Source organism: Limisphaerales bacterium (assembly GCA_014382585.1).
In the GTDB taxonomy this organism is placed as follows: Bacteria; Verrucomicrobiota; Verrucomicrobiia; order Limisphaerales; family UBA1100; genus JACNJL01.
The window spans coordinates 158,550-175,018 of sequence record JACNJL010000028.1 but is presented as its reverse complement, the minus strand read 5'-3'; the positions used below and the strand labels follow the sequence as shown (position 1 = coordinate 175,018).

Annotated in this window: 16 protein-coding genes; 13 read left to right on the top strand and 3 right to left on the bottom strand. The window is 55.8% G+C overall.

Translation table 11 applies throughout. The features are described from left to right. Positions 1-137 precede the first annotated feature (137 nt). Both H8E27_05390 and H8E27_05385 read right to left on the bottom strand, forming a co-directional pair. On the bottom strand, positions 138-1,580 hold the full coding sequence (locus H8E27_05390; protein MBC8325041.1) for a DUF1501 domain-containing protein: 1,443 nt from the start codon (positions 1,578-1,580) through the stop codon (positions 138-140). A 225-nt stretch (positions 1,581-1,805) separates the two neighbouring features. Then, positions 1,806-4,838: a PSD1 domain-containing protein gene (locus H8E27_05385; GenBank protein MBC8325040.1), complete on the bottom strand. Its 3,033-nt coding sequence runs from the start codon at positions 4,836-4,838 to the stop codon at positions 1,806-1,808. An 86-nt stretch (positions 4,839-4,924) separates the two neighbouring features. On the opposite strand from H8E27_05385, the gene kdsA reads away from it, so the two are divergent. From kdsA to mpl, 11 genes are all read left to right on the top strand, one after another. Further along, entirely contained in the window at positions 4,925-5,743 is an 819-nt protein-coding gene (kdsA, locus tag H8E27_05380) for a 3-deoxy-8-phosphooctulonate synthase (GenBank protein MBC8325039.1), read from the top strand. Next, complete coding sequence (locus H8E27_05375; protein ID MBC8325038.1) at positions 5,740-6,294, top strand: HAD hydrolase family protein; 555 nt, start codon at positions 5,740-5,742, stop codon at positions 6,292-6,294. Before kdsA ends, H8E27_05375 begins: the two co-directional genes overlap by 4 nt. A 43-nt stretch (positions 6,295-6,337) precedes the next feature. Continuing rightward, positions 6,338-6,769: a hypothetical protein gene (locus tag H8E27_05370; GenBank protein MBC8325037.1), complete on the top strand. Its 432-nt coding sequence runs from the start codon at positions 6,338-6,340 to the stop codon at positions 6,767-6,769. Positions 6,770-6,884: 115 nt separating this feature from the next. Beyond that, positions 6,885-7,433 (top strand): hypothetical protein, encoded by a 549-nt coding sequence (locus H8E27_05365; protein MBC8325036.1) that lies wholly within the window; start codon positions 6,885-6,887, stop codon positions 7,431-7,433. Then, a complete protein-coding gene (gene lptB / locus H8E27_05360; GenBank protein MBC8325035.1) occupies positions 7,430-8,152 on the top strand; it encodes an LPS export ABC transporter ATP-binding protein in 723 nt (240 codons plus the stop codon). Before H8E27_05365 ends, lptB begins: the two co-directional genes overlap by 4 nt. A gap of 9 nt (positions 8,153-8,161) precedes the next feature. Beyond that, positions 8,162-9,109 (top strand): HPr(Ser) kinase/phosphatase, encoded by a 948-nt coding sequence (hprK, locus tag H8E27_05355; protein ID MBC8325034.1) that lies wholly within the window; start codon positions 8,162-8,164, stop codon positions 9,107-9,109. Positions 9,110-9,159: 50 nt separating this feature from the next. Next, positions 9,160-9,450, top strand: coding sequence for an HPr family phosphocarrier protein (locus H8E27_05350; protein MBC8325033.1), 291 nt, complete (start codon positions 9,160-9,162; stop codon positions 9,448-9,450). A gap of 4 nt (positions 9,451-9,454) precedes the next feature. Beyond that, the gene (gene gatC / locus H8E27_05345; GenBank protein MBC8325032.1) at positions 9,455-9,733 is read left to right on the top strand and encodes an Asp-tRNA(Asn)/Glu-tRNA(Gln) amidotransferase subunit GatC; all 279 of its coding nucleotides are present in this window, start codon (positions 9,455-9,457) and stop codon (positions 9,731-9,733) included. A gap of 2 nt (positions 9,734-9,735) precedes the next feature. Beyond that, positions 9,736-11,190 (top strand): Asp-tRNA(Asn)/Glu-tRNA(Gln) amidotransferase subunit GatA, encoded by a 1,455-nt coding sequence (gatA, locus tag H8E27_05340; GenBank protein ID MBC8325031.1) that lies wholly within the window; start codon positions 9,736-9,738, stop codon positions 11,188-11,190. Beyond that, positions 11,190-12,614: an Asp-tRNA(Asn)/Glu-tRNA(Gln) amidotransferase subunit GatB gene (gene gatB / locus H8E27_05335; protein ID MBC8325030.1), complete on the top strand. Its 1,425-nt coding sequence runs from the start codon at positions 11,190-11,192 to the stop codon at positions 12,612-12,614. The genes gatA and gatB overlap by 1 nt, the downstream gene beginning before the upstream one ends. A gap of 35 nt (positions 12,615-12,649) precedes the next feature. Continuing rightward, positions 12,650-14,026 carry a UDP-N-acetylmuramate:L-alanyl-gamma-D-glutamyl-meso-diaminopimelate ligase gene (mpl, locus tag H8E27_05330; protein ID MBC8325029.1) on the top strand — a complete coding sequence of 459 codons (1,377 nt, stop codon included), beginning with the start codon at positions 12,650-12,652 and terminating at the stop codon, positions 14,024-14,026. On the opposite strand, the gene H8E27_05325 is transcribed toward mpl, so the two are convergent. Next, positions 14,016-15,017, bottom strand: a complete 1,002-nt coding sequence (locus H8E27_05325) for a hypothetical protein (protein ID MBC8325028.1) — start codon at positions 15,015-15,017, stop codon at positions 14,016-14,018. The two genes, mpl and H8E27_05325, sit on opposite strands and share 11 nt — an antisense overlap. Before the next feature lie 65 nt (positions 15,018-15,082). On the opposite strand from H8E27_05325, the gene H8E27_05320 reads away from it, so the two are divergent. Next, the gene (locus H8E27_05320) at positions 15,083-15,901 is read left to right on the top strand and encodes an MBL fold metallo-hydrolase (GenBank protein MBC8325027.1); all 819 of its coding nucleotides are present in this window, start codon (positions 15,083-15,085) and stop codon (positions 15,899-15,901) included. 74 nt (positions 15,902-15,975) lie between these two features. Continuing rightward, positions 15,976-16,446, top strand: a complete 471-nt coding sequence (ilvN, locus tag H8E27_05315; GenBank protein ID MBC8325026.1) for an acetolactate synthase small subunit — start codon at positions 15,976-15,978, stop codon at positions 16,444-16,446. The last annotated feature ends 23 nt before the right edge of the window (positions 16,447-16,469 follow it).

The following is a 16,469-nucleotide window of genomic DNA, read 5'->3' as shown; positions in this document are numbered from 1 at the left end:
GTCAGGTTGGTTGATTCGGCGGTTTTGTCAACAAGAAAAATCGTGAAAGTTTCATTTCTTCTTTTCGGCTACTGACGACAATCTTGGTGCATAAGGCACTGCCATTTTAGATTCGAGATTTTCTCTTAAATCCTGCTTTATACCAATATCTTCTTCACCACTTTTCCGTGCACATCCGTTAGGCGGTAGTCTCTGCCTTGGTATCGGTACGTCAATTTTTCGTGGTTGATGCCTAGGAGGTGGAGGAGGGTGGCGTTTAGGTCGTGGACGTGGACGGGGTCTTTGGCGATGTTGTAGCACCAGTCGTCGGTTTGGCCGTGGGTGATGCCGCCTTTGATGCCGCCGCCGGCTAGCCACAGGGAGAAGCAGCGGGGATGGTGGTCACGGCCGAAGCTGTTGGCGTTGCCGCCTTGGCGGTAGACGGTGCGGCCGAATTCGCCGCCCCAGATGATGAGGGTGTCGTCGAGGAGGCCGCGTTCTTTTAAATCCAGCACGAGGGCGGCACTGCCTTGGTCGGTTTCTTTGGCGATTTTTGGATGGCGACCTGGCAATCCGCTGTGGTGATCCCAGCCGCGGTGGTAAAGCTGAATGAAGCGGACGTCGCGCTCGGCCAGTCGGCGGGCGAGGAGGCAGTTGGCGGCGTGGGTGCCGGGGATGCGGGCGTCTTCGCCGTAGAGTTTGAAGGTGCTGGCGGGTTCTTTGCTGAGGTCGGTGAGGTCGGGCACGCTCATTTGCATTCGGTGCGCCATCTCGTACGCGGCGATGCGGGTATCAATTTCGGGGTTGCCGGTGTCTTCACGGCGGAGGGTGTTGAGCTGGGCAAGTGAATCGAGGAGTTGACGGCGGCCTTGGGGGGTGTCGCCGGTGGGATCGTTTAGATAGAGGACGGGGTTGTTGCCGGAACGGAATTTAACGCCCTGATGATTGCTAGGCAAAAAGCCGCTGCCCCAAAGTCGCGCGTAGAGCGGTTGGGCCTGGGGATCGGTGCATTTGCTGTGGAGGACGACGAAGGCGGGGAGGTCTTTGCTGGCGCTGCCGAGGCCGTAGCTGGCCCACGCGCCGAGGCTGGGCCGGCCGGGTTGTTGGTGGCCGGTTTGGAAAAAGGTGATGGCGGGATCGTGGTTGATGGCCTCGGTGTGCATCGAGCGGATGAGGCAGATTTCGTCGACGATTTTGTGATGCCACGGAAGGACGTCGCTGATTTGCGTGCCGCTCTGGCCGTGGGCGCGAAATGGGGAAAACGATTTGGCGGCGGGGAAAGTTTTCTGCCTTGAGGTCATTCCGGTGAGGCGTTGGCCTTTCCGGATGGAGTCCGGCAGGTTTTGGCCGTTGAGTTTCTCGAGTGAAGGCTTGGGGTCGAAGAGATCGACCTGCGATGGAGCGCCGCTTTGGTACATATAAATAACGCGCTTGGCCTTGGGTGCGAAATGGGGCACGTCGGGCAAACCGGACATTAAGTCGGGCAACTTTGGCTTTGCGAAGAGATTTTCGTTGAGCAGCGAGGCAAGGGCGGCGGTGCCGATGCCGGTGGCGGAGCGGTGGAAGAAATGGCGGCGGTTTATGGAATTATCAATTATCATTTTTCAAGGAGGGGTGAATGACCAAGGCCCAATGAGCAAATCCCAAGGAATGAGCAATGATTCAATGAGCGAAAATGGAGGGGCGAGCTTGCGGGTCCGCGCACGCTCAATCCGCAAACGGACTCGCAAGCTCGTCCCTCCAAAACCACGCGTCTGGCTTGCGCTTGGTAATTGGGGATTGGGAATTCCTTGGTCATTGGGTTTTGGGCATTGGTAATTTAAAATTTAATTTTTCGTAATCGTTTCGCTTAAGTTCATCATCGCCCGAGCCACCGTTGTCCATGCGGCGTGTTCGGTGGCGGCGAGGGGTTCGGGAGTTTGGGATTCTCCGATAGCCAGAAGGGCTTCGGCGGCTTTGGGGTTCTGTTTGTAAAACGCAAAGCGCTCGGTGAAGAGGCGTTGGAGGATGGCTTGCTCGCGCGTGTTGGGCGGGCGGGCGGTGATGATGCGGAAGCCGTGGGTGATGCGGGCCTTCGGGTCTTTGGCGGCGGCCATCATTTGGGCGGCGAGTTGGCGGGCGGCTTCGACGAATTGAGGATCGTGAAGCAGCACGAACGCTTGCAACGGCGTGTTGGTGCGGCTGCGGCGTACGAGGCAAAACTCGCGCTCGGGTGCGTCGAAGGTGGCCATGGACGGCGGCGGCACGGTGCGTTTCCAATAGGTGTAAACGCTGCGGCGAAAGAGTGCGTCGCCTTTGGCGTGGGGGTAAGGCTTTGATAATCCGGGGCGATTGTTCAGCTCCAACCAGAGGCCTTTGGGGTGGTAAGGGTAAACGCTGGGACCGCCAATTTTGTCGAGCAACAAACCGCTCGCGGCGAGCGCGTTGTCGCGGATGACTTCGGCATCGAGCCGATGGCGCGGCCCGCGCGCAAGCAGGCGGTTGTCGCGGTCGCGTGCAAGCAGGGCGGCGGAGGCGCGTGAATCCTGCCGATAGGTGGCGCTGGTGACGATGAGTTTGATTAAATTTTTTTGATCCCATCCCTTTTCCACAAATTGAACCGCCAACCAGTCGAGCAAATCCGGATGGCTCGGCCAATCGCCTTGCGTCCCAAATTCCTCGGTGCTTTTTACCAGCCCCTCGCCGAAGAGGCGTTGCCAATCGCGGTTCACTGCCACCCGCGCGGTGAGCGGATGACTGCCGTTCACAAGCCACTGAGCAAGGCCGAGTCGGTTGCGTGGGGCATCCTTCGCCATTGCGCCGAGGGCGGCGGGTGTGTTGGCGGAAACTTCTTCGCGACGTTGGTCGTATTGGCCGCGCTCGAGGACGTAAGTTTTTCGGGGAGTGGCCATATCCTGCATTACCATTGGGCTGGGGCTGTTCTTGGGCAGGGCATCGCGCCGGGCGCGGAGGGATTGGATTTTTTGGTGCAACGCCTTGGTATCTGCCGGCGCGGCGGTGGCGAGGTAAAAGTCGCGCAATTGTTGGGCTTGATCGGGAGTGCGTTTGGCGGATGGGATGGCGGCGAGAGTGGGGAGGGTATTGCGGTCGAGGAATTCCGGTTTGGAGGAATCAGTGAAGCTGATACGAAAGCGTCCGATGCTGTGGGTTGAGTCGAAGTTAAAGCGCAAACGGATTTCCAAATCCGTGCCGCCTTCGAATCCAAACGGTTTTTCAGCGATGAAAATGGCGGTGCGATTTTCCTTTTTAGAAGGGCCATCGACGGCCCAGCCGGTGTTAGTTTTGCCGTCGATGGTATTGGCGATGTTGTAGCCGTTTTGTGAATAGTCCGCGATGGCACGTTTAAATTTGATTTGCTCCGGCTTGCCGTCTTTGGCGGGGGGAACGAGTTCCGCCTCGAATTCGCCGAGCACAAAATTGGAGTTGAATGCGCGGCCCGCGCCGTTGTGTGGGAGGCTGGGATGGGTAAGGCATTCGAGGCGGATGGCGGTGAGGCCGGTTTGCTTGGTGTGTAACCGGAGCGTGTACGTTTCGCTGGCGGGCGATTTACCGCCGACGAGCGTGGAGCCGTCGGGCATTGGGGTGAAGGAGGTTCCTTTACCGCCGGTTGTTTTGGAGGGTTTATGAGTGGCCCACATTGGTTTCTGACGTTGGGTGGCGATGGTTTTTTCCCATTGGTGCTGCGCCGTGGCGATGGGTTTTTCCAGTGTCATTAATTTTTGTTCCGCAGCGGTTAACTCGGCGATAAGTTGTTTGTTTGATGCAGCGGGCACTTTTACATTGGGCGTGAAGCCGCGCATTCCGCGCTCGGGGACTTGATTGAAGAAGGCGGTGAATTGATAAAATTCCTTTTGCGAAATGGGATCAAACTTGTGGTCGTGGCAGCGAGCGCAGAGGAAGCTCATCCCAAGCCACACTTGGGCGGAAGTGGTTACGCGGTCGATGACGTATTCGGTGCGGTATTCTTCGTCGATGATGCCGCCCTCGATGGTGATGGGGTGGTTACGATTGAAACCGGTGGCGACGCGTTGTTGCAGCGTGGCGTTGGGGAGGAGATCGCCGGCGAGTTGTTCGATGGTGAATTGGTCGAAGGGCAGGTTGCGGTTGTAAGCGTTGATGACCCAATCTCGCCACGGCCACATATCGCGGTGGGTGTCGTATTGGTAGCCGTTGGTGTCGGCGTAGCGTGCGGCATCGAGCCAGTAACGCGCCATGTGCTCGCCATAACGCGGCGAGGCAAGGAGGCGATCGACGGCTTTCTCGAATGCCTTTGGCGATTTGTCGGCGAAGAAGGCGTTGAGTTCGGCGAGGGTTGGCGGCAAGCCGATGAGGTCAAACGAAACGCGCCGAAGCAAAGTGGCCTTGTCCGCCTCGGGTGAAGGTTTCAATTCCTCCGCTTCCAATCGCGCGAGAACAAAATGATCGATCCCATTGCGCGCCCAGTTTTTCAATTTCAAACTGGGCAATGGTGCGGCTTTGGGGGGGGTGAAGGCCCAATGCTTTTCGTACTTGCCGCCTTCTTTGACCCATTGTTTGAGTAATTCGATTTGTTTGGCAGTGAGTTGTCGATGCGATTCGGCGGGTGGCATTTTTTCATTCGCGTCATCGGTGGTGACGCGATAGATGAGTTCGCTCTCCGAAAGATTGCCCGGTACGATAGCGCGCGCGCCGCCTTTCAATTCCGCGCGCGAATCCGCTTCGCGGTCGAGCCGCAACTTTGCCTTGCGCGCGGCGCTGTCCGGCCCGTGGCATTGGTAGCAAGTGTTGGAAAGAATGGGGCGAATGTCGCGGTTGAAACTGAGCGGCGCGGCGGTGGCCGAGGCGGCAAGTAATATGAAAATGAGGGGCGTGAAACGCATTGGATTTAGCGTAGCCATTTGGGGTGGAATTGTCAATCGTGCGCGCTCTCTTTACATTCAGTACGTGGGCTGCTAAACATCCGGTCGTGGAGGGTTCGAATCATCAGTTTTGGAGATGCTTGACCGGTGGGAAACATTTATTTCTCATCGCGGGGCCGTGTGTCATAGAGAATGAGGTGCTCTGTCTCAAAGTGGCGCGGACGATGCGCGACACGTGCAAGCGGATGGGAATCACTTATATTTTCAAAGCGAGCTTTGATAAGGCGAATCGCACTTCCGGCAAAACCAAGCGCGGCCCGGGGATTGAGGCGGGACTGGCGGTGTTAGCAAAAGTGCGCAAAAAAGTCGGCGTGCCGGTGCTGACGGATGTGCACACCGAGGCCCAAGCGATGGCGGCGGCGGAGGTGGTGGACGCAATTCAGATCCCGGCGTTTCTGTGCCGGCAAACGGATTTGATTGAGGCGGCAGCGCGGACGGGGGTGATTGTGAATTTGAAGAAAGGCCAATTTCTTTCGCCGCAGGAAATGGGGGAAGTGGTGAAAAAGGCGACGGCGGTGGGCGGTAAAAAATTATTGGTCACCGATCGCGGCACGACGTTTGGTTATAACAATCTTGTGGCTGATATGCGGTCGATGCCAATTATGAAATCGTTTGGTTTCCCGGTGGTGTTCGATGCCACGCATTCGGTGCAAATGCCCGGAGGCGGTGGCGACAAATCTGGCGGCAATGGTGAGTTTGCGCCGGTGCTTGCGCGGGCGGCAATTGCGGCGGGGGCCGATGGGTTGTTCATCGAAACGCATCCCGATCCAAAAAAATCCTGGAGTGATGGGCCGAATATGATTCCGCTGCGCGATATGCCGAAGGTTTTGAAACAAATTTTAAAAGTATACAAAGCAGTGCGATGAGCGTTTCGAAAAAGGCAACAACGGCGATGTTTAAGCGCGTGAAGATTTTTCTCACGGACGTGGACGGGGTGCTGACGAATGCCACGGTGATCCTCAACGGTAAAACGGAGTTCAAGCAATTCAACATCCAGGATGGAATGGGGATGCGTTTGCTGCAGCATGTGGGAATTCCGGTGGGGTGGGTTTCCAATCGCAAGTCGGCGGCGACGACGGTGCGGGCGAAAGAATTGAAGGTGGATTATTTGTGGCAACAACCGCAACCGAAAGTGGCTGCAGTGGAGTCGATTTTGAAAAAAGCGAAGCTTGCGTGGGCCGACGCTTGTTTTATGAGCGACGATATCAACGACCTTGCGGTGCTCGATCGTGTGGGTTTGCCCATCGCGGTGGGTAACGCGATGCCGGATGTGAAGCGCGCAGCAAAATATGTGACCACCGCCACCGGCGGCCGGGGCGCGGTACGCGAGGTGTGCGATAAAATTTTGCGGTCGCAGGGACTGATGCCAGCGATTCTCCAGCGACTCAGGCATCCGGAGGGTTATCGTGAACAATAAATGTTTCATTGCCGTGGGGCTGGCGTTGTTGGGAATTTGTGCAATGGTCAGTTGTAAGGATGCGCCGGGGCAGCCGGAGGCGGATGGGGAATCAGTCGGCCCGAGTGAAGCAGGGCAAAAGCGAATCAAATACCCTGAATACGAACGCGCGACGGGGCGAATGAAGTCTTTGCTCACCGGCGACACCGCGAAGGAAGTGGAAGGCGGGATGATGCTCATCACCGAAATGCGTCTGGAAACCTACGAATATGACGGGGTGGCTCGAAAAGTGAGCTTGATTATCGAAGCGCCCGAGTGTTTATTTAGTTTCCGCACTCACGTTGCCTCCTCGGATGGGCCGATGACTCTCCGGCGGGCGGATGGCGATGCGTCCCTTAGCGGGCGCGGGTTTGAATGGCGGCAACGGGAATCAACCTTGACGATTTCCAATAATGTGAAGACAGTGACGAGGAAAGGCTTTTCGATTGATGAATAAGAATAAAACGATAACCGGTATCAGTTTTGCGTTCGCAATGCTGGCGGTTGCGGTTGATGCACCGGCAAAAGCAAATGCCCCCCCCCCACCCATAGTGAAGGTGGAGGAGGAGGGGATGAAAAGCACATCTGATTCCTTTAACTACAATCTCAAAAAACGATTGGCGATTTACGAGGGCAACGTCCGGGTCGTGGATAGCACATTGGATTTAAGTTGCGATAAATTGACGGTGATTTTTATGGACAAAGCGGACAAACCCGCGCCCAAGCCGGTTAAAAAACCACCGCTGAACGCGGGCGAAAAAGTGCTGCCCGGCCCAATGGTGGGAATGGGCGGGAATGTAAAAATGCTGATTGCAGAGGGCAACGTGGTGATCATCAATCGGGAAAATAAAAGCCGCGCCATGGGTGATAAAGCAGTTTACACCCAGCTCACCGAGCAAGTGGTGTTGACCTCGAAACCGGGTAATCTGCTTCCCAAGATTATTGATCAAAAGGGAGGGGAGCTTTCAGCGCCGGTAATTATTTATGATCGGTTGACAGGAAACCTGGGGGCAAAGCAAAACGAAGAAGCGAATTTAGGACGCCCTGCTCCGGTTAAGCCTGCCCCCAAAGAAATTGCTCCGGAAACGCCGGTGCGTCGGTTGGGTCCGCCCCAAAAATGAGTTTGCTGGCGACGGAAAATCTGGCCAAGGAATACGGCCAGCGGAGAGTAGTGGATGGTGTTTCCATCAACGTGCAACCCGGCGAAATTGTTGGCCTCCTTGGCCCCAATGGTGCAGGGAAAACCACGACCTTCAACATGGTCGTGGGGCTCGTGCAGCCAGATGAAGGCGGCGTGTTATTTAAGGAAGAGCCCATCACGCATTTGCCCATGCACCGCCGTGCGCGTGCGGGCATTGGATATCTCACGCAGGAACCTTCAGTATTTCGCAAGCTCACGGTGGAGGAAAATATTCTCGCCATTCTCGAGACCTGCGAGATCGGCCTTGTGGAGCGCCGCGTGCGCTTGCAGAGTTTGCTCGAAGAACTCGACCTTGCCAGCCTTGCAAACAGTAAAGCTTATCAATTGAGCGGCGGCGAAAAGCGCCGTCTGGAAATCACCCGGGCACTGGTCACCAGTCCACAGTTGCTATTGCTGGATGAACCGTTCGCGGGTATAGACCCAATTGCGGTTTACGAGGTGCAAAAAATCGTGCGCCGCCTGCGAGAGCGCGGCCTCGGCATTCTCATCACCGATCATAATGTGCGCGAGACGTTGAAGCTGGTGGACCGCGCTTACCTCATTCACCAAGGCCGCGTGCTGCTGGAAGGGGATGCGGAATTCCTTGTCAATGACTCCCAAGCGCGCGATCTTTATCTTGGCCCTGAATTCAATATTTGACCATCTGAAATGCCCCAGCCCAAAATAACCGTCGAGGAATTTTACGTGGATAACGCCTCCGCGTTGGGTTTGCGTTTGCTTGCGGGTGCCGATGGTCTCAAGCGCGCCATTAAGGAGCCCACCGTGAATCGCCCCGGCCTCGCGCTGGCGGGATTCACAAAATATTTTGCCATCAACCGCCTGCAAGTGATGGGTTCGGCAGAGGTAACTTATCTCAAATCGCTTGCGCCTGAAGTGCGCGCCGAACGCTACGCGGAGATTTGCAGCCATCGTATCCCGTGCATTGTTTACTCGCGCAATCTCAAACCGGATGCCGCGTTGTTAAAAATCGCTGAGAAGGAAGGCATCCCGGTGTTTCGTTGCCCGCTCATCACGATGAAATTTATCAACCGCGCCACGATGGCGTTGGAGGATTTGTTCGCGCCGCGCGGCCAAGTGCAGGGCAGTATGGTGGATATTCTCGGCGTCGGCGTTATCGTCAAGGGCGATAGCGGCATCGGCAAAAGCGAGTGTGTGCTCGCGCTTGTTGAGCGCGGCTACAGCCTCGTGGCTGATGATGTCACCAAAGTGAAACTCCTCGACGGTCGCGAGGTCATCGGCACTAGCGCGAGCATCACACGTAATCATATGGAAGTGCGGGGCATCGGTATCATTGATGTGGGCATGATGTTTGGCGTGAAAAGCATCCGCCGCGAAAAGCAGCTCGATCTTGTGGTGTCCTTGCAGGATTGGGATGAAGTTGAGGAAGTGGATCGCCTCGGAATGGAGGAAAAAACCACCGAAGTGCTCGGCGTACGCATCCCGCATATTATTATCCCCGTGCGACCGGGGCGCGATATTGCGCGGCTCGTAGAGGTTGCGGCCTTCCAAGGCAAGCTCAAGAGCACGGGCTATAATGCTGCCGAGGAGTTGAATAAACGTCTGATCGCGCAGATGAATCCGGGTCAACCGGAATAATTCCTCGCCAAACCGGCGGCTATCCCCGAAAATCCCTGCGCCTGGCACCTATGGAAACGAATGGCCATCATGAAGCTGTCATCCGGGAGTTGATTATTTCTAATCAATCCGGACTGCACGCGCGTCCCGCAGCCGCATTCGTCAGGATGGCGAACACGTTTAAGGCTGAGATTACTGTCACCAAGGACGGCGACAGCGTGAACGGTAAAAGCATTATGGGCCTGATGACACTCGCTGCAGCCAATGGGACGCGTTTGGTTATCGAAACTAGCGGAGATGATGCCGAAAGTGCCGCGGATGCCATCCAGTCCTTAATCGAAGGAAAATTCGGCGAGGCCTAGACTGATGCGCGAGGATCTCCAGCACGCTGTGAAGCTGGCCCGAATCGAGCTCACTGCCGAAGAGGAGGCGCGCCTCGGATTGCAGCTCGGCGACATTCTCAAGTACGTTGACAAGCTCAACGAATTGGACATCGAAGGTGTCGAACCCACCGCCCACGCCGTGCCGCTCACTAACGTGTTGCGCGAAGATGAACCACGCGAATCCCTCTCCCACGAAGCCGCAATGGGCAATGCACCTAAAACCGTCAACGGACTTTTTATCGTGCCCAAAATCGTCGAGTGACCATGCCGCACACGCTCACGATTTCGCAGCTCACTGACAAGCTGGCCCAAAAGGAATTATCCTCGCGCGAGGTCACCCAAGCTTGCCTCGACCGCATCTCTGCCGTGGACGGCCAGCTCAACGCTTTCCTCAGCCACGACCCCGCCGCCGCACTTGCCCAAGCCGATGCCGCCGATGCCGCGCGCGCTGCCGGTGAATCCAAGCCGCTCCTCGGCGTGCCCATCGCGATGAAAGATGTCATCGCCGTGAACGGTCACCCGCTCAATTGCGCCAGCAAAATCCTCGGCGAATTCAATAGCCCGTATGACGCCACCGTTACCCAAAAACTACGCGACGCCGGTGCAGTCATTTTTGGCCGCGTGAATATGGATGAGTTTGCGATGGGCAGCTCTACGGAAAATTCCGCCTTCGGCCCCTCGCGCAATCCGTGGGACACGGATTGCATCCCCGGCGGCTCTAGCGGTGGCAGCGCCGTGGCGGTCGCCGCGGATGAATGCATCGCCTCGCTCGGCAGCGACACCGGCGGTTCCATTCGCCAACCCGCCGCGCTTTGCGGTTGCGTCGGCCTCAAACCCACTTACGGCCGCGTGAGCCGCTACGGCCTGGTGGCGTTCGCTTCGTCTTTGGACCAAATCGGCCCGCTCACCAAAGATGTTCGTGATGCCGCGACGTTGCTCGGTGTGATTGCAGGCGAAGACAAACGCGATTCCACCAATGTCCCCGAGCCTGTGCCTGATTACCCCGCCGCGCTTACCGGCGACATCAAGGGCCTGAAAATTGGTTTACCCAAAGAATACCAAATCGAAGGTCTCAACCCCGAAGTCAAAACTGCCATCGAAGCTGCCGTGGCCGAGTTCGAAAGGCAAGGCGCGGAAGTCGTCGAAATTTCCCTCCCCCATACCGAGTACGCAATCGCCACGTATTACATCATCGCCACCGCCGAGGCCTCGGCCAATTTAGCCCGCTTCGAGGGCGTCCGCTACGGCGCGCGCGTGAATGGCGCGAGCCCCGAAGCAATGAACCGCGTCACCCGCGGTGCCGGCTTCGGCGAAGAGGTTAAGCGCCGCATCATTCTCGGTACGTACGTTTTGAGCAGTGGCTATTACGATGCTTATTATTTGCGCGCTCAAAAAGTCCGCACCCTCATTCGGCAGGATTTCCTAAACGCATTTGAAGAAGTTGACCTCATCGCCAGCCCCACCACGCCAACACCCGCATTCAGAATAGGAGAAAAGGCAAACGACCCTTTGCAAATGTACCTCTCCGACATTTTCACCATCTCCTGCAATCTTGCCGGCCTCTGCGGGATCAGTGTTCCCTGTGGATTTTCACAAGATGGCTTACCCTTGGGATTGCAGTTGACCGGCAAACCCTTTGGCGAATCCGAGTTGCTTCGGGCCGCCCACGCCTATGAACAAGCTACTGATTGGCACCTCAAACGACCCATTTTAACCTGATGGAATACGAGGCAGTCATCGGATTGGAAACACATGTGCAGCTTCGCACGCGTACGAAGATGTGGTGCGGGTGTGCCAATGAATATGGCGCGGACGCGAACACGAATGTGTGTCCGGTGTGCCTTGGGTTGCCGGGGGTGCTGCCGGTGCCCAATGCGGAGGCATTGCGAAAGACGGCTTTAACGGGAATGTTATTGAATTGCGATGTGCCCGGATTCTCAAAGTGGGATCGTAAAAATTATTTCTATCCGGATAACCCGAAGAATTATCAACTCACGCAATTGGATTATCCATCCACGATTGAAGGGTTTGTGGAGTTTGAATTTGGCGAGGACACCGAGCGCGTGCGCATTAACCGCGCGCATCTCGAGGAGGATGTGGGCAAGAGCACTCATTTTGCTGATTATAGCGGTGTGGATTTTAATCGTGCCGGCGTGCCGCTATTGGAAATTGTCACCGAGCCGGATATCACCGGGGCCGATATGGCTTATGAATATCTCAACGCGCTCAAGGCTATTCTCGAATACGGCGGCGTAAGCGATTGCGATATGGAAAAAGGGCAGGTGCGGTGCGATGTGAACATCAGCGTGCGGCCGATCGGCCAAACTGAATTAGGCGAAAAGATTGAGATTAAAAATATGAATTCCTTCAGCGGCGTGCGTCGCGCGGCTGCTTATGAAATTGAGCGCCAGATCAACGTGCTGCGCGAAGGCGGCACGTTGGTGCAGGAAACCCGCCGGTGGGATGATGTCGTCGGCATCACCGATAGTATGCGCACCAAGGAGGACGCACACGACTACCGTTATTTTCCCGATCCTGATTTGATGCCGCACGCGCCTTCGGAAGAATGGTTGGCCGAAATCCGGGCTTCAGTGATGGAACTCCCACTCGCCCGGAAGCGGCGTTTGATGGCGGATTATCAATTGCCTGCCAGCGATGCGGAAGTGTTCGTGGGCGACGCAGCGTTGGGTGATTATTTTGAGGCGGCGGCGAAGGGTGCAAAAAATCCAAAGGCGGTGTCCAACTGGGTGATGAACAATTTACAGGCCAAGCTCACAGAAACCGGCGGCTCGGTGGCCGATGTGAAATTTGAGGCAGGCGCGATTGGCGAATTGGTTGGGCTGGTTGAGGGCGGTCAAATCAACAGCAAGATTGCGCAGGATGTTTTTGTCGAAATGTTTCAAAGCGGCCAATCACCGTTGGCCATCGTTGAGGAAAAAGGACTTTCGCAAGTAAGCGACTCCGGTGAACTGGAGGCGTTTTGCAATGAAGCGATCAAGGCCAACCCCGGACCCGTCGAAGATTTTAAGAATGGCAAAGAGACTGCGCTGAATTTTTTGAAGGGGCAGGTGATGAAAGCCAGTTGCGGCAAGGCAAACCCTCAAATGGTTGGGGAATTGCTCAAGAAAATTTTGGGATCGTGAATTTTTCATCACAGGGTCTCTGTGGTTAATTTGGAATGCTTTCAAACATCCAATCCATCCATTTCATCGGGATCTGCGGCACCGCGATGGCCTCGGTGGCGGCTGCGTTGCAGGAGCGCGGCGTGCGTGTCACTGGCTCGGATGTGAATGTTTATCCGCCGATGTCCACGTTTCTGGCCGAGCGCGGCATTGAAGTGCAGGTGGGTTATCGCAAAGAGAATCTCAATGATGCGCCGGAGTTGGTGGTTATCGGCAATGCAATCAGCCGTGGCAATCCCGAAGCCGAGGCAGTGCTGGAACGCAAATTGCGCTATTGTTCATTGCCGGAATTATTGAAGGAAACTTTTATTCGCGGCAAGCGTTCCATCGTGATTGCCGGCACGCACGGCAAAACCACTACCACCGCGCTGCTCACTTGGGTGTTTGAGCACAATGGACTGAACCCGAGTTATCTCATTGGCGGCATTCCGAATAATTTTTCGCAGGGCGCGTGTTTCACGAACAGCGAATGGTTTATCATCGAGGGCGACGAATATGACACGGCGTTTTTTGATAAGCGCAGCAAATTCATTCATTACCAACCGGAAGTGGCGGTGCTCAATAATCTTGAATTCGATCACGCGGACATCTTTGAAAACCTCGCCCAAATTCAAAAAAGTTTTCGCCATTTTATCAATCTCATCCCGCGTAACGGACTGCTCATTGCCAATGGTGACGACGCGAACATCGCGCCCTTGCTGAAAATTGATCATTGCCCGATTCAGCGATTCGGCTTGGGCGATGCGGCCGGCTTGAGGTTTGCGGTGGAGGGTTCGCGGTTCTCAATTGGAGGCACGGAGTTTTCACTGCCGCTATTTGGCGAATTGAATGTACGCAATGCGCTGGCGGTGATCGCCGTCGCGCGGCATTGCGGGTTGAGTGATTTGCAAATCCAATCGGCCTTTGATTCCTTTGAGGGGATTAAACGCCGAATGGAAGTGCGCGGCGAGGCGTGCGGCGTGACGGTGATTGACGATTTCGCCCATCATCCCACCGCCATTCGCGAGACGCTCAAGGCCCTGAAGGCACGTTATCCCAGTCGCCGCATTTGGGCGATTTTCGAACCGCGCAGCAATAGCACGCGGCGCAGTGTTTTTCAGGATGAATTAGCCGCGTCATTTATGGATGCGGACCAAGTGGTCGTCGCGCAAGTAGCGCGTTTGGAGCAAATCCCTGAAGCTGAGCGGCTGGACGCGGAGCGATTAATGGCTGACATCCGAAGCCACGGCGCAGGGGGCACGTACTTGTCGGATGTGGATGTAATCGTGAATCACGTCGCCAGCGAAGCAGTGGAAGGCGATATTCTCTGCGTGCTTAGCAACGGTGGCTTTGGGGGAATCCACGAGAAGCTACTGGCGGCGCTCAGGGCTTAGCGGGATTCTGTTTAGGAGTGTGCTTGATGGCACTGAGCAATCGCTGTTTCAATTTAGCGTAAATTTGGACATTCACTTTTTCGAGATGCCGTTTGGCTTCGTCGAAATGATTGGTTTCGATGTTCACGATGGCCATTTGTAATTCGGCCCAGTTGCGTTCGTCTTCAGTGGTGGCGAGGGTGGCGGCGTGATTCCACGCGGCGAGCGTTTTCTGGCGTGGGATGGGTTTGAAATCGTGAAAAGTCTCGGCGAGGTCAGCGGCGATTTCAAAATTGTTGGGATCCAAACGCAACGCTTCGGTGATTTGTTTCAGCGCTTCCTCGGTGACTTCGCGCGGTGTGAGTTTCAAATGTGCAGCGGTTTCCTTTTGGAAGAGCGAAAGTGCAATGGCGTAGTTGTGCCGATAGAGCGGCGAGCGCGGAGCAAGGCGAATGGATTTTTGATAGGCCTCCAACACTTCACCCACACGCGTGTGGTGGCCGGATTCCACGGCAAGCGTGCCGAGGTGAGTGGCGATGTTGTTGTGCACGGCGGCATTGAAAGGCGCAAGTTCAGCAGAGGCTTTAAGTTCGCGGAGCGCACCTTGTTGATCATCGAGATGGGCGAGGAAACTCCCGTAAGCAGCACGCGCGCGGGCGTTGTCGGGGTGTTTTTCTAAAAAAGCGAGATACAATTTGCGGACCCGGTCGAGGCGCGTTCGGATGCGCTGGGCAAGGAGTTTGCGTCGGGTGGGGTCGGTGCGGATGAGGGTGGTGTTTTCGTCAATCCATTTGGCCACCTCGGTGATGGCAGTATTATCGGCAGTGAAGATGTATTGTAGTTCTGATTCCTTGGTAAGCGGCGTGGCGGGCCTATTGGCGTTGGGTAAGTGTACGGGGGGTAATTCGGGTTTGGGAGTGTTGGAGCGAGTGATGCTTTTAATCCAAGCGCATCCGTTTCCGCCGAGGAGGGTGATGAACAGAATTGGCAAGATTACGCGGATCGTTGGCACACGGGGTTTTTAACATGCGCGGTGCGTGCTGGCAATGGTGGGGGTGGTTTGCCAAACTCGTGCGGATGAGTTTGGAAGATCACATTGGGGATGTGTGCCGCAAGGCGCGTTTGCAAACGGGAACGCCCATAAGCGCGGCGGCAGCATTGGCGGGTTTGACTGAAGCGCAGTTGAAAGAATGGGAAACCGAAGGTGTGATTGAAGCGCCAGTGAACATTGCCGCACTGGCGGATCGGCTGGGGCTCAATGCGGCGAAAGCGCAGGGGGTGGCAAATGGTTGGGAACCGGCGCCGGTCGATCTGGCGCGTTGGGGCGAGTTGCGTGTGGTGACCACGGCGGAGGGATTTGAGGTGAATAGCTACGTGGCATGGGACGCGGCTTCGCGTGTGGGGGCGATTTTTGACACGGGTTGGTTTGCAAAAGATTTATTTCGCATTGCGGATGAGCATGAGTTGGATGTGCAGCATTTATTTATCACGCATATGCACGGCGATCACGTGGCGGCGATTGGGGATGTGCGCAAGCGGTGGGCGGAAATTGTATTGCACTCGAATAATAGCGGCGCGCCCGAGCGTAATCGGGTGGTGCCCGGTGAGGCGGTTTCGGTGGGCGGCTTGTCGGTGACCGCGCGACTCACACCGGGGCATTCGGAAGATGGGGTAACGTATGTCATCAAAGGCTGGCCGGGCAATGCGCCGGCGGTGGCGGTGGTTGGGGATGCAATTTTTGCCGGTTCGATGGGGAAAGATTTTAATACGCCGGAATTGGCACAATCCAAAGTGCGCGAGGAAATATTGACTCTGCCGGGCGACACGTTGATTTGTCCCGGTCACGGACCGCTCTCCACGGTGGCTGAGGAGCAGGCGAACAACCCTTTCTTTTAGCCCCTTTTTCGTGAATTGGATTGACCGAACAATGCCCCGTTGCTAGTTTTCGCGGCCCGAAATCGATGCAGCCTATGCGACATACCATCTCCGTTCTTATGGAAAACACCTTTGGCGTGCTCACGCGCGTGGCGGGGATGTTCAGTGGGCGGGGGTACAACATCGACACGCTCAATGTGGCGCCCACTCACGATCCTGAAGTTTCGCGGATGACAATTGTCACTCGCGGCGATGATTCCACGGTGGAGCAAATCGTGCGTCAGCTCAACAAGTTGGTTAACGTGCTCGATGTGACTGACTTTCGCGATTACGAATACATCGATCGCGAATTAGTTTTGGTGAAAGTGAAAGTGGATGGCAAGCGGCGTTCAGAGGTGATGCAAATCACTGATATTTTCCGCACCAAAATTGTGGATGTTCAGCCCAAGAGCATGACGATCGAGGTCACTGGCAACGAAACGAAAGTGACGAAGTTTATTGAATTAATGGAAAACTTTGGAGTAATTGAACTTACTCGCACCGGAAAAGTAGCGCTACCGCGCTAGCAAACCAATTGCCCTAATTTTTA